General features: G+C 64.1%; 15 protein-coding genes and 1 pseudogene. 9 read left to right on the top strand and 7 right to left on the bottom strand.

What is annotated here, in order from left to right; translation table 11 throughout:
• Positions 1-14: 14 nt before the first annotated feature.
• Positions 15-923: a LysR family transcriptional regulator gene (locus R2N11_RS06395; protein ID WP_199028601.1), complete on the bottom strand. Its 909-nt coding sequence runs from the start codon at positions 921-923 to the stop codon at positions 15-17.
• Between the two features lie 102 nt (positions 924-1,025).
• Here R2N11_RS06395 and R2N11_RS06400 point away from each other — a divergent pair, with 102 nt between their 5' ends.
• The 6 genes from R2N11_RS06400 to R2N11_RS06425 all read left to right on the top strand — a co-directional run bounded on the left by R2N11_RS06400 (position 1,026) and on the right by R2N11_RS06425 (position 5,313).
• Positions 1,026-2,258: a YbfB/YjiJ family MFS transporter gene (locus R2N11_RS06400; protein WP_316680530.1), complete on the top strand. Its 1,233-nt coding sequence runs from the start codon at positions 1,026-1,028 to the stop codon at positions 2,256-2,258.
• Between the two features lie 87 nt (positions 2,259-2,345).
• Positions 2,346-3,131, top strand: a complete 786-nt coding sequence (locus R2N11_RS06405) for a class II aldolase/adducin family protein (RefSeq protein WP_199028598.1) — start codon at positions 2,346-2,348, stop codon at positions 3,129-3,131.
• Positions 3,132-3,160: 29 nt separating this feature from the next.
• Entirely contained in the window at positions 3,161-3,349 is a 189-nt protein-coding gene (locus tag R2N11_RS06410; protein WP_199028596.1) for a 4-oxalocrotonate tautomerase, read from the top strand.
• A gap of 40 nt (positions 3,350-3,389) precedes the next feature.
• Positions 3,390-4,427 carry a threonine aldolase family protein gene (locus R2N11_RS06415; RefSeq protein ID WP_316680531.1) on the top strand — a complete coding sequence of 346 codons (1,038 nt, stop codon included), beginning with the start codon at positions 3,390-3,392 and terminating at the stop codon, positions 4,425-4,427.
• A gap of 29 nt (positions 4,428-4,456) precedes the next feature.
• Positions 4,457-5,038 carry an NUDIX hydrolase gene (locus tag R2N11_RS06420; protein WP_316680532.1) on the top strand — a complete coding sequence of 194 codons (582 nt, stop codon included), beginning with the start codon at positions 4,457-4,459 and terminating at the stop codon, positions 5,036-5,038.
• Positions 5,039-5,085: 47 nt separating this feature from the next.
• Positions 5,086-5,313, top strand: coding sequence for a sulfurtransferase TusA family protein (locus R2N11_RS06425; protein ID WP_199028617.1), 228 nt, complete (start codon positions 5,086-5,088; stop codon positions 5,311-5,313).
• A gap of 57 nt (positions 5,314-5,370) precedes the next feature.
• Here R2N11_RS06425 and sorB read toward each other — a convergent pair whose 3' ends face one another.
• The 5 genes from sorB to R2N11_RS06450 form a co-directional block, all read right to left on the bottom strand.
• Positions 5,371-5,715 (bottom strand): SorB family sulfite dehydrogenase c-type cytochrome subunit, encoded by a 345-nt coding sequence (gene sorB / locus R2N11_RS06430; RefSeq protein WP_430715417.1) that lies wholly within the window; start codon positions 5,713-5,715, stop codon positions 5,371-5,373.
• Between the two features lie 10 nt (positions 5,716-5,725).
• A complete protein-coding gene (sorA, locus tag R2N11_RS06435; RefSeq protein ID WP_316680533.1) occupies positions 5,726-6,976 on the bottom strand; it encodes a SorA family sulfite dehydrogenase catalytic subunit in 1,251 nt (416 codons plus the stop codon).
• 115 nt (positions 6,977-7,091) lie between these two features.
• Positions 7,092-7,724, bottom strand: a complete 633-nt coding sequence (locus R2N11_RS06440) for a LysE family translocator (protein WP_316680534.1) — start codon at positions 7,722-7,724, stop codon at positions 7,092-7,094.
• Positions 7,725-7,841: 117 nt separating this feature from the next.
• Positions 7,842-8,267 (bottom strand): universal stress protein, encoded by a 426-nt coding sequence (locus R2N11_RS06445; protein ID WP_199028586.1) that lies wholly within the window; start codon positions 8,265-8,267, stop codon positions 7,842-7,844.
• Between the two features lie 205 nt (positions 8,268-8,472).
• Positions 8,473-9,021 (bottom strand): carboxymuconolactone decarboxylase family protein, encoded by a 549-nt coding sequence (locus R2N11_RS06450; RefSeq protein ID WP_316680535.1) that lies wholly within the window; start codon positions 9,019-9,021, stop codon positions 8,473-8,475.
• A gap of 132 nt (positions 9,022-9,153) precedes the next feature.
• On the opposite strand from R2N11_RS06450, the gene R2N11_RS06455 reads away from it, so the two are divergent.
• Positions 9,154-10,023, top strand: a complete 870-nt coding sequence (locus R2N11_RS06455) for an AraC family transcriptional regulator (RefSeq protein WP_199028582.1) — start codon at positions 9,154-9,156, stop codon at positions 10,021-10,023.
• Between the two features lie 25 nt (positions 10,024-10,048).
• Here R2N11_RS06455 and R2N11_RS06460 read toward each other — a convergent pair.
• Positions 10,049-10,219, bottom strand: a pseudogene (locus R2N11_RS06460) (MFS transporter); the annotation flags it as partial.
• Positions 10,220-10,596: 377 nt separating this feature from the next.
• Between R2N11_RS06460 and R2N11_RS06465 the strand changes: the two are divergent.
• Together R2N11_RS06465 and R2N11_RS06470 are read left to right on the top strand one after the other, a co-directional pair.
• A complete protein-coding gene (locus R2N11_RS06465; protein ID WP_316680536.1) occupies positions 10,597-10,938 on the top strand; it encodes an RcnB family protein in 342 nt (113 codons plus the stop codon).
• Positions 10,939-11,157: 219 nt separating this feature from the next.
• Positions 11,158-13,059: a bifunctional metallophosphatase/5'-nucleotidase gene (locus R2N11_RS06470; RefSeq protein ID WP_316680537.1), complete on the top strand. Its 1,902-nt coding sequence runs from the start codon at positions 11,158-11,160 to the stop codon at positions 13,057-13,059.
• The last annotated feature ends 39 nt before the right edge of the window (positions 13,060-13,098 follow it).

The raw sequence follows: 13,098 nt of genomic DNA on the forward strand, positions 1-13,098 counted from the left end.
CTGTTCTACCCAGTTTAGGCGGCGATGGCTTCAGCGGTGGGCACGTCTGCCGTGGCATGCGGCTCGCTCAGCACCTGCACGAGTGCTTGCAGCGCCGGCCCTGCCATGTCGCGATGCCACGCCAGGATGGTGTCGACGCGGCCGGGTTTGTCGAGCGCGTGGATGCTGATGTCCGGCGCGTTCGTGTACAGCTCCAGCACCGAGCGCGGCACCAGCGCCACGCCAATCCCCGCCGCTGCGCACGCGATGATGGCGTGATACGAACCCAGCTCCAGCACGCGCGACGGCGCCACGCCACCGGCCTCAAACCAGTCTTCGATCAGTTGCCGATAGGCACAGCCCGCCTCGAAGGCCAGCAAGGCAGGTGTCTGCACATCGGCCGCGCGGCGGATGGGTGGATGCGAGCGGTGGGCGATCAGCACCAGCGCTTCGGCAAACGCTGGCAGGGTCGTGAGCGCAGCGCGCGTATTGGTCAGGCAGGCGGTTTCCGCAACGAAGGCGCAATCGACTTCAAAGTTCGACAGCGCCTGGATCGACTGGCGCGTCGGCATGGTCACCAGCTCCAGCTGCACGCGCGGCCAGCGCTGGTGCAACGTGGCGAGCAGGCCGGGGAGGCGGCTGGCAGCGGTGCTTTCCATCGAGGCGATGCGCAGGCGCCCGTGCGGCTCACGTGGCTGCACGGCCTGTCGGGCTTCGGCGGCAAGGCGGAGGATGTCGTCCGCATAGGTCAGCAGCGTCTGGCCGGCCGGCGTAAGCACCATGCGCTTGCCCTCGCGCACAAATAGCTGCACCCCTAGCGAGGTCTCCAGCTGACGGATGCGCGTGGTCACGTTTGACTGCACCCGGTGCAATTGCTGAGCCGCCCGTGTGACGCCGCCTTCGCGCACGACGGTCCGGAAGATTTCGAGCGAGGCCAGATCCATGATGCATCTCAATTGCTAATAGATTCGTTCAATATAATTCATTTTTCGGAATGAACCGCGTTGCGTACGATGAGGTACCGATCTCCCCGTCTGGGCACCACCATGCAATCCGCGCTGTCGTCCCCGTCCTCCTCCTCTTCGTTGTCTGCCGCGCATGACGCGCGCGGCGTGGCCTGGCGCGTCGCGATTGCCGGCATGGTCGCGTTGTCCGTGGCAATGGGCATCGGCCGCTTCGCCTTCACCCCGATCCTGCCGATGATGCTGCACGACGGCAGCCTGTCGCTGGCGCAGGGGAGCTGGCTGGCAACGGGCAACTACCTGGGCTATTTCCTGGGCGCGCTGGCTTGCATGGCGGTGCGGGGCGATGCGGCGCGGCTGATCCGCATTGGCCTGATCGCCACGGTGCTGCTCACAGCGGGGATGGGCGTGCTGCAAGGGCAGCCGGCGTGGCTTGGGCTGCGCTTTGCGGCCGGCATGGCGAGCGCGCTGGTGTTCGTGTTCACCGCGGGGTGGTGCCTGCACAAGCTGACGGAGCTGGGGCACGCGGCGCTGGGCGGCATCATCTTCTGTGGGCCTGGGCTCGGCATTGCCATTCCGGGGCTGGCGGCCAGTGGCATGGTGGCACTGGGTTGGCATGCAACGTCGGCGTGGATTGCGTTTGGTGTGCTGTCGGCGATGCTGACAGCGGCGGTGTGGTCGACCATTCGTCCCGAACCCCACGCGCATGCGGCCGCGCCCGCTGCTGCAATCGGCGGCGTACCACCTCTGGATGCAGCCACCACGGCCGTTACTCTGGCCTACGGTCTGGCCGGCTTCGGCTACATCATCACGGCCACCTTCCTGCCGGTGATCGCGCGCAAGGTGCTGCCGGCGGGCTCGATCTGGCCCGATCTGTTCTGGCCGATGTTCGGCGCGGGGGTGGCGCTGGGCGCATTTCTGTCCACACGGATCAGCCTTGCGCGCGACAACCGTTCGCTGCTCGCCACGGCGTATGCCATGCAGGCGATTGCCGTGGCAGTCAGCATCGTCTGGCCGACGGTGGCGGGGCTGGCGTTGTCGAGCACGCTGCTTGGCCTGCCATTTACGGCGATCACGCTGTTTGCCATGCGCGAGGCGCGCCGTCTGTGGCCGCACGCCGCACCGCGCCTGATGGGGCTGATGACGGCTGCCTATGGCATTGGTCAGATTGCTGGGCCGCCGCTGGCCAATCGGTTGTTTGCAGCCACGGGTGGCTTCAGTGCATCGCTGGCGGTGGCGGCGGTGTCGCTGGTGGTGGGCGTGGCCATCTTCATTGCGGTCAAGCGTGCTTCGCCCCTCTCGCCCGTACGTGCGTGATGGACTGCATGTAGCGCAGGTCGCCGCGCCGCATCTCGCTCATGCGGCACGTACGTTCTAGAATGCCTCCTCCATTGGAGGAGCCCCATGTCTTTTGCCCTGCGCCCCGGTGCCGTTGTGCCCGGGGGCGAGATCAGCGAAGCCGAGCGCGCGGTACGTGTCGACCTGGCAGCCGCCTATCGACTGGCTGCGCTCAACGGCTGGGATGATCTGATCTACACCCACCTGTCGGCCACCGTTCCGGGTGAGCCGGATCACTTCCTCATCAACGCTTTCGGTCTGGCGTTTGACGAGATCACCGCGTCCAACCTGGTCAAGATCAACGGTGCGGGCCAGCTCGTTGGCGATTGGCCCGACGCTGCAACACGGCCGTTGGTGAACGTCACAGGCTTTGCGCTGCACGCTGCTGTGCATGCGGCGCGCCCCGATGCGCATTGCGTGATCCATCTGCACAACACGGCCGGCATTGCTGTGTCCGCGCAGAAGCACGGCTTGCTGCCGCTGTCGCAGCACGCACTGCGCTTTCACAAGCGCATGGCGTATCACGACTACGAGGGCCTGGCCTTTACGCCGGAAGAGGGCACTCGCCTGACTGCGTCGCTTGGGGCTCAATTCGCCATGCTGCTGCGCAATCACGGCACGCTCACCATCGGCCGCACCGTGGCAGAAGCCCATGTGCTGATGGCCACGCTCATCAAGGCATGCGAGATCCAGATTCAGGCGCTGACGGGCGGCGAGGTGGTCTCACCCGTACCGCACCTGGCCGATCGCGCTGCCGAACAGCTGGAAGACGGCGGCGCCATCGAAGGCGTGATGGAGTGGCCGGCCCTACTGCGCAAACTGGATAAAATTGACGCCTCTTATCGCGACTGAACACGCGAATCACTCACACCGGAGACACCATGCCGACTTTCCATATCGAGATGTTTGAAGGCCGTACCGTTGAGCAGAAGAAGAAGCTCGTCGAAGAAGTGACGCGCGTCACCTGCGAAACCCTGGGCTGTGCGCCGGGCGCCGTCGACATCATCATCAACGATGTCAAGCGCGAGAACTGGGCGACCGGCGGCGTGCTCTGGTCTGAACAGAAGTAACGCCTTTCCCCAATTACGCCGCCGGCCCGCGATGCAGCCCATGCAACATTTCGCCTCCGACAACTACGCGGGCTTCTGCCCGGAATCGCTGAAGTACTTCCTGGAAGCCAACGGTAGCGGCCACGAGCCCGCGTATGGCGATGACTCCTGGACGCAGCGCGTGTGCGATCGCATTCGTGACCTGTTCGAGACCGACTGCGAAGTCTTCTTCGTCTTCAACGGCACGGCGGCCAATTCGCTGGCGCTGTCATCGCTGTGCCAGTCATACCACTCCGTTATTTGCCACGAGCTGGCGCATATCGAGACGGACGAGTGCGGCGGCCCGGAGTTCTTCTCCAACGGCTCCAAGCTGCTGACCGCCAAGGGCGAGAACGGCAAGCTCACGCCCGATGCGGTGGAAGCGCTGGTCACGCGCCGCTCCGATATCCACTACCCGAAACCCAAGGTTGTCTCGCTCACGCAGTCGACCGAGGTAGGGACGGTCTATACGGTGGAAGAGGTGCGCGCGATTGCCGCCATCGCCAAGCGCCGCCAGTTGCGTGTGCATATGGATGGCGCGCGTTTTGCGAATGCGGTGGCGTCGCTCGGTGTGCATCCGTCAGAGATCACCTGGCGTGCAGGGGTGGACGTGCTGTGCTTTGGCGGCACGAAGAACGGCCTGCCGGTGGGCGAGGCCGTCGTCTTCTTCGATCGCCGACTCGCTGAGGATTTTGCGTATCGCGTCAAGCAGGCGGGGCAGCTTGCTTCGAAGATGCGCTTTATCTCCGCACCGTGGCTGGGCCTGCTGGAGAACGACGTGTGGCTACGCAATGCGCGCCACGGCAACGCGATGGCGCAACTGCTGCACTCGCGTATCGCCGATGTGCCTGGCGTGCGCATCATGTTCCCGACCGAATCGAACGCCGTGTTTGCCGAGCTGCCGTTGGCGGCCATCGAAACGCTGCGCGCACGCGGCTGGAAGTTCTACACGTTCATCGGTGCAGGCGGCTGCCGCCTGATGTGCTCGTGGGATGTGCGGCCCGAGACGGTGGAAGCCTTTGCCGCCGACATCCGCCTCGCCTGCGAACAAGCTGCCTGATTCATCGTCAACCCGCCCATCTCACCACCATGAGCTTCGACTACCGCTTCTGCCCGCAGTGCGCCACGCCGCTCGCCGAGCAGCACAACGCCGGCCGCCTGCGCATCGCTTGTCCTGTGCCGGATTGTGGCTTTGTCCACTGGAACAATCCGCTGCCGGTGCTGGCAGCGGTGGTCGAATATCGTGGGCAGATGTTCCTGGCGCGCAACGCGTTGTGGCCCGAAGGCATGTTCGCGCTCGTCACCGGTTTCATGGAGCGTGACGAAACGCCCGAAGAGGGCATCGCACGCGAGCTGAAGGAAGAGACCAATCTCGACGCGCAATCGATCTCGCTGATCGGTGTGTACGAGTTCATCCGCAAGAACGAGCTGATCATTGCCTACCACGTGGTGGCTGATGGTGAGATCGCGCTGTCGGAAGAGTTGGCCGAGTACCGCCTGAAGCCGTTTGAAAAGGTGCGCCCGTGGACGGCCGGCACTGGTTATGCTGTGGCCGATTTCCTGACGGCACGCGGCCTGCCCGTGAGCTACATCGACATCCGCACCGGCGAGCCGGCCGAGCCGCCACCGCGCCGGTGGCAACCCACGCGGCTCGTTACAATAGCGGAATGACTGACGCGAGCAGTGCCAAGCTATTCGCTCGAAACCCAGAGGAAGACATGGAGTTCCAGAAGGAAATTGACGCACGTGGCCTGAACTGCCCGCTGCCCATCCTGCGCACGAAGAAGGCGCTTGCCGATATGCAGAGCGGCGATGTGCTCAAGATCGTCGCTACTGACCCTGGCGCCACGCGCGACTTCCAGGCGTTCGCCAAGCAGACCGGCAACGAACTGCTGGAGCACAGCGAGCACGACAAGGTCTTCACGTTCTACATGCGCCGTCGCTGATTCGGTAGCGCGGTGATGACAACGGGGCGATCCGGTTTGGCCGGATCGCCCCGCTTGTCATTTGGCGGGACTGGCTTGTGAGCGTTCTGCACCGTAGGTCTTCACCAGGTAGTCGACCATCGTCGGGATGTCTTCCTCAGGAAACGGGGCGCCAAACGGCGCCTTCATCTTCTTGACGGTAGCTTCCCAGTAGCTGCGCGGCAGCGTGGGCGGTTGCGTCTGCACGTACTGTGCAGCGTGGCAGATCATGCAGTTCTGCAGCACGAGCCGATAGCCGGGCAGGTCGCTCGGCTTGTATTGCGCGGTTTCGGGCGGCAGCGTGACGTCCAGCGCGTGCGCGGCTGCGGCACCGAGCAGCGTTGCGAGTGCGAGGCTGGTGCGCAGCATTCTGTGATCGAGCATGTCGGCCTCCTCACGCAACGGTCACGCGCGTGGTTTCCACCACGTTGCGCATGTAGCCGGGCGGATTCCATAGCGCCGTCATCGGCTGGCTCTGGCCGATGCGGTTGATGGCCCGCACCTTCAGTTCGTACGCCCCGCGCCGCGTGGGCTTGAACGGTGCGCGCCATTCTCGGAATGAGTATCTGCCCAGGTCTTCACCCAACTGTGCTTCAACCCACGTGCGCCCGCCATCGGCAGAGAATGCCACCTCGGTGATGCCGTAGCCGCCATCAAAGGCGATGCCACGCACGATGTGTTCACGTTCGGCCGCAACGGTCGCGCCATCGGTCAGGCTGGTAATGAACGAGCGCACATTGAAGCGGCCGATCGGCACTGTCTTTGCGGGCGCGGTGCCCGGCGCCACGCAGGCGCAGGCGTTGTCGGGAATGCGGTAGGCCGTGCGCATCCAGAAGCCATCGAATGTCTTATCGACGACCTGGATGTTCGTGAGGTGCTTGACCCAGTACGTGCCGTAATGGCCAGGCACGATCAGGCGGATCGGGTAGCCGTTGAGCATGGGCAGGTCGGCGCCGTTCATGGCCCAGGCGATCATGACTTCGCCGTCGAGCGCGTGGTCGATCTCCAGCGCCTTGATGAAGTCGGGGCTCTTGGCGTCGGCCAGCGGCGGGTGGTCCAGGCCATCGAATACCACCTGCACACTGCCCGCGCGCACGCCGGCCTTCTCCAGCACCTGCTTGAGCGGTATACCCGTCCAGCGTGCATTGCCCATCGCCCCGTTGGAAAGCTGCCCGCCGCCAACACGCGGCTGGAAGTAGCCACGCCCGTTGCCCGAGCACTGGTTGACGGCCACGATCTCGCGCGGCTCGCCCAGCGCCTTCAGGTCTGCCAGCGATAGGTCCAGCGGCGTGTTGACGTTGCCGCCCACTTGCAGGCGATACGTTGCGGGATCGATCGAGGTGGGAATACCGGCCCAGTGGTAGCGCACGAAGAAGGCGTCGTTGGGCGTGATGGCACCGTCGTTGAACACCGCAAACGGTGTTTCCAACTGAGGCGGACGGCTGGTCAACAGAATCAGCGGGCGCTTCTGGGGAAAGGCCACCAGTTCGCGCACGCCGTTGTCGAAGGGCAGGGTGACGCTGCTTGTGGTGGCGGCCAGCGCCGTCAACGCCGGGTGGCTAAGCGCGGTGCCGGCACCGAGCGTGCCAAGCGCCTTGAGTACGCCGCGCCGCCGGGCGCGTTGCTGCGGATCGTCTGGGTGCATGCCGTCGTCTCCTTGGAGTCACCTCACGGTATCCAAGGACATGGCGGCAGCCGTGTCAATCAGGGTTGTCGACGGTGAGGATGGTGCGCCGCAGTGACCGCGCCCTATCGAGCGCTTACTTGCGCGCTTCCATTGCCATGCGCAGTGCCAGGCTGGTCAGCACCGTTCCCATCAAATAGCGCTGGATCGACAGCCAGCTCGGCTTGCGGGACAGAAATGCGGCAATGCTGCCGGCCGTGGCGGCAATCATCGAGTTGACGGTCACACTCACGCAGATCTGCGTGAGGCCGAGGCAGACCGATTGCACCAGCACACTGCCGTGCGCGGGTTCGATGAACTGCGGCAGCAGCGATAGATAGAGCACCGCCACCTTCGGATTGAGCATGCTGGTCAGCAAGCCCATCGTGTACAGCTTGCGCGGGCTGTCCACCGGCAGCTCGCGCACCTGGAACGGCGCGCGGCCACCGGGGCGCACGGCCTGCCAGGCGAGATACAGCAGATAAATCGCGCCGCCAAAGCGCAGGGCGTCATAGGCAAACGGTACCGCCATCAGCAGCGCCGTGATGCCGAACGCCGCGCACAGCATGTAGAACACGAACCCCGTAGCAATGCCCATCAGGGATACCAACCCCGCATTGCGCCCCTGGCAGATCGAACGTGAGATCAGGTAGATCATGTTCGGGCCGGGCGTCAGCACCATGCCGAGCGCGACCAGGGCAAAGGTGAGCAGGTTGGTGAGTGTTGGCATGATGAAGCCTGCGAGCGGAGAAAAGATGAGCTTGCAGGCTAGCACCCACCGGGAATGGCCCGACAGGTACAGAAGTTCAAAAAATCGACGGCTTCTGTATTGGTCTGGCTGAACGCGTTACCGCACCAGCGTCACCGGAATCGACGACAGACGGATCAATCGGTTGGACAGCCGGCTCGACATGAGCGAACCGACAGCGGTGCGCCCGGCCGTGCCCATCACGATCATGTCGCATTGGTTGGCGGCGGCCATTTGCGCAATGGTCTCGGCGACGCGCCCGATCTTGACCTGAGCGGTGTAGTTGACGCCGGCATCATCCAGAATGCTGCGCGCTGGGCGAAGTGCCTCTTCCCCGCTTTGTTCTTCGAGTCTGCGTAGCATCTCCAGCGGATGGTAGGCGCTGGCGCGGCCGCCCTCGATCGGCTCCTGCACGTTGAGCAGCACGATGTCGGACGCGCAGCGATCCCGATACAGGAAGGCTGCATGGCGCACGGCATCCAGCGCATGCCGGGAGCCATTGACGGGGACGAGGAGTTTGAGCATCGCGTGTTCCTTGCACGTTGATCGGGCGGCGGCAGGCTGGGTCGGGTTCACCTGCGGTGGCCGGGCGGCGCCGTTGCGAGGGCATACGGCTTGATTTCGTTATACGGAGTGCGCCGCAAAGATGGTGTAAAGAGATCGCTCGCGGTGTAAAGAACGCATAAATGGGAGGCACGCCGCGTGGTGCGTCTCCCGCCGCTCGGGCCGATCAGGCTGCGGCCAGCAGCTTCACGCCCGGAAAATCCACCGGCACGTTGAAGGCCACGCTCACATAGTTGGTGAACAGGTTCAACGCCACGTGCGCCAGGATTTCGACGATTTCACCGTCATCGAAACCGGCCGTACGCAGGGCCTGCACCTCGGCATCTGCGATCCGGCCGCGTTGCTCGACGAGCTTGAGTGCGAAGCCGAGCGCGGCGGCCGTCTTTGCATCGGCGGCGCGGCCGGCCTGGGCTTCGGCCATGTCGTGGCCGGAGACGCCGGCCTTCTTGCCGAGCGCCGTATGGGCGGCCAGACAGTATTCGCAACGGTTGCGGTCGGCTACCGCCACGGCGATCTTCTCGCCGAGCACGGCCGGAATGCGCCCGTGGCCGAGTGCACCAAACGCGGCCCACATCGACGTGAGCGCTGCCGGTGAATTGGCCACGGCGCGGAACATATTGGGCGTTGCGCCAAATGCACCTTGGATCTGATCGAGCACGGCCTTGCTGTCGATGGGGGCGCTGGTGCGGTCATGCAGGGGAACGCGGGCAGTCATGGAAACACTCCTCATGGATGGGTTAGATCGGAGCGCCGGGCGCGTGGGGTGCGCCGTCGACGTGCAAGCAGTATGGTGGCGGAGAATGTATGATTTGGATGATTTAGTTTTAATTTCATACCAATTCGTCCAATGAGTGCGGTGAATCCACTGGATCGTCTATCCGGCCTGCTGGAGCGCTTTCGCGTGCGGGCACGTCTGTTCCATTCGGGGCCACTGTGCGGTGTGACGCAGTTCGCGCCGGATGCTGGGCAGGGGTTTCTGCATGTGCTGCGGCGTGGCGAGCTGGAACTCACGCATCCAGATGCAGTGGACGGCCTGCCGACACACCTTCGTGTGCAGGCGCCGGCCGTGCTGTTCTATCCGCGTCCGGTGGCGCACTGCTTTCACAATCCGCCTGTCGACGGATCGGATTTCACTTGCGCCACGCTCGACTTCGATGGGGGTGCGCTCAACCCGCTGGCGCGCGGCCTGCCTGCGCTGATCGTCTTGCCGCTGGAGAAAGTAGAAGGCTTGGATGCGGCACTGGCCCTGCTGTTCGCTGAGACGGATCGCGTGCGCTGCGGCCAGCGCGTGCTGGCTGACCGACTGTTCGACGTGGTCTGCATCCAGCTGCTGCGCTGGTTGGTCGATCACCCCGAGGACGCCGGCGTCCAGCCGGGGTTGATCGCTGGGCTGTCAGACCCGCGCCTGGCCCGCACGATGGTGGCCGTGCATGAATCGCCCGGCGCAGCGTGGACGCTCGACACCATGGCGGCCCGCGCTGGCATGTCGCGCAGTGCGTTTGCAGCAGCCTTCAAGCAGATCGTTGGGCAGACGCCGGCGGACTATGTGGCGGATTGGCGCGTCTCGCTTGCACAGACGCGGTTGCGCGAAGGCCGGCCCATCCAGTTGCTGGCCGAAGAGTTGGGCTATGCCGGGCCGTCGGCGTTGTCGCGTGTGTTCAAGGAGCGCACCGGGCTGTCGCCACGCGATTGGCGCAAGCAGTTCGAGATGCGCTGAGCGTCAGGCTTCAGGCATCCGCAGGCAGCGCCACGCCCAGGTGCATGGCCGAGACGTTGATCCCAAGGCTCGCATCCGCCTGGTCCGGCGCACTGTGCATCAGGTAGTTCCGCACGATGGGCGAGATCGACCAGCTCAGGCCCGCTCACACCATCATCGCTGGCAGGAAGAGGGCGATGTTCCGCCCGGCGGCCGGTGAGGTGTTCAGGCGCGCTTGCAGATGCGGCGTGAGATACGCAAACAGGATGTCGACGCGAGCTGCCCGGTCAGGATCTTGGGCGTGAGCGCATGCCGCAGCAACGCAGGATCGCCATGTTGTGCATTGCGTACATAGCCGGCTCGGTCGGGTTTCGAGGCAGGGCTTCGGTTATCCCAGACGTGGAAAACGATTGCTGCGGAAACAGACGGCAGCCCAGCAACGACGCGCTGAACTGACACGGCGCAAGCCTGCGAGTGACGCACAATAATCTTCCGTTACATCCTTAACCGTGTTCGTCACAGCCTTCAGGCCCCCTTAAGCCTAGACTGGAAGCAAGGTCCGGCACTGACCGGACGTTCCATAGGAGAAGATCGATGCAGAAAGCCAAGATTCTGACTTCCTTGATGCTGGCGGTCTCTGCGCTGGTGCCGCTCGCGAGCCACGCACAAGACCATGACCGTGACCACCGTGGGGATCGCGACCGTCACGAAGAGCGTGTCGATGTCGACCGCCGTGCCGATCGCGAGATGGCCCACCGCTGGAACCGTGGCGAACGGATTCCACCTGAGTACCGCGATCGCCAATACATCATCGACAACTGGCGTGACCATCATCTGGCACCGCCGCCGCGCGGAGCCCACTGGATTGGTGTCAACGGCGGTTATTACCTCGTGCAACCGAGCGGTGTCGTCCTCAACGTGACCATCGGCGGATAACGCGCACATTCGTTGATCAACAAGAACCCGCGACTGCGAAAGCATCGCGGGTTTTTTCTTTTTGGGTGCAGCAGCGTCAATCGAGTGGATGTGCCTGGTGCAGATAAAGCAAACAAAAAGGTAGCTTAGGGATCGCTGAAAGAACCATGGCGGCCCGCAATGTGTACGTCATCCGCATTGCTGAAAGTCTGCGTCTTACCCAACCCATAGCAGTTAATCATGGCACGCCATTCCAAACGTCAGGCGGGCGCGTATTCGCTCGTCCTGATTTCGACGCTGTTCTCGTTGGCCGCTTGCGGCGGCGGTGACGACACAACCGCATCCACCCAACCGCCCGCAACGGCGCAGCCCGCCGAAGCCAAGCCGCTGTCGCTGACGCTTCTGCACGTGAACGATCACCACTCCCATCTCGATGCGGAGTCGGTCAAGCTCAACCTGATGACGGCTGCGGGCAAGCGTGAGGCGATCGATGTGGAGTACGGCGGTTTCGCGCGCGTGACGTCCGCCATCCAGTCGCTGGCAAGTGCTTCGCGCAACGTGGTGAAGATTCACGCGGGCGACGCCGTCACCGGAGACCTGTACTTCAACCTCAGCAACGGCAAGGCCGATGCGGAGATGATGAACACGGTCTGCTTTGATGCGTTCACGCTGGGCAACCACGAGTTCGACAACACCGATAGCGGCCTGAAGACCTTCATCGACTACCTGCACGTAGGCAATTGCAAGACACCGGTGCTGAGTGCCAACGCCAAGTTTGCGGCCACCTCCGCGCTGGCCAAGGGCCCGGTGAAGGCCTCGACCGTGGTGGAGCGCGACGGGCAGAAGATCGGCATCATCGGCTTGACCATCGCTGACAAGACCAAGAATTCTTCGCGCCCGGATGCGGGCACCACGTTCGACAACGAAGCCGTGGCCGCGCAGGCCGAGATCAACCGCCTGCGCGCCCAGGGCATCAACAAGATCGTGATTGCCTCGCACGTGGGCTACACCGGTGAGCTGGCGCTGGCCAAGCAACTGAGCGGTGTCGACGTGATTGTGGGGGCAGATTCCCACACGCTGCTCGGGCCCAAGGCCACCATGCAGCCGCTGGGCCTGACCCCGGAAGGCGACTACCCGACCCGCACCACTGACAAGGACGGCAAGCCCGTCTGCGTGGTGCAGGCGTGGCAGTACAGCTACGTGGTCGGTGAGCTGAAGGTGGACTTCGACAAGAACGGCGATGTCGTCAACTGCCAGGGCACGCCGCACGTGCTGATTGGCGACACCTTCAAGCGTGGCACGGTGGCGGTGTCCGATGCTGACGCCGCCGCCATTCGCCAGGACATCGCCGCTAGCGGCGTGCTGCGCGTCACTACGCCGGATACTGCTGCGGCCGCCAAGCTGGCCGGCTACAAGGCTGACAAGGACGCGCTGGGCAAGAAGGTCGTGGCCACCGCGCCGACCAACCTGTGCCTGCGCCGCGTACCCGGCACCAAGCGGGACGCCACGCGCTCCACGCTGGGCGACGTCTGCAACAAAGACGCCGATGTCATCGCCCATGGCGGCGATGTGCAGCAGCTCGTGGCCCAGGCGTTCCTGGAGCGCGGCAAGGCCTTCTTCAACGCCGACATCTCCATCCAGAACGGTGGTGGTGTGCGTGTTGATCTGCCGGCCGGCAACGTGACCGTGGGTGGCATCTACAGCGTGCTGCCGTTCAAGAACACGCTGGTGCAGCTCAAGATGACGGGCGCCGAAGTGAAGGCCACGCTGGAGGATGCCATCGCATCGGTGGTCGCCAACAACACCGGTTCCTACCCCTACACCGGTGGCCTGCGCTGGAAGGTGGACCTGAACCAGGCCGCCGGCTCGCGCCTGAGCCAGCTCGAAGTGAAGACCGCCTCGGGCTATGTGCCGCTGGACCTGGCCAAGACCTACAGCGTGGTCACCATCAACTTCCTTGCGGATGGCCAGGACGGCTACACCACGATGAAGAGCGTGACCGGTGCACGCCGTACCGAAGTCGGCCTCGACTACGCCGAAGCCTTCCTCACCTATGTGGATGGCCTGCCCGGCACCACCAAGCAGCTCAACAAGCTGCCGGTGGCGGACTACAGCACGCAGAGCTACATCGAAACGCCCTGACCCGCAGCAGGGCTGGAGCATGTCTCGCCTATGGCGCGG

Source organism: Ralstonia flaminis (assembly GCF_958415495.1).
GTDB lineage: Bacteria > Pseudomonadota > Gammaproteobacteria > Burkholderiales > Burkholderiaceae > Ralstonia > Ralstonia flaminis.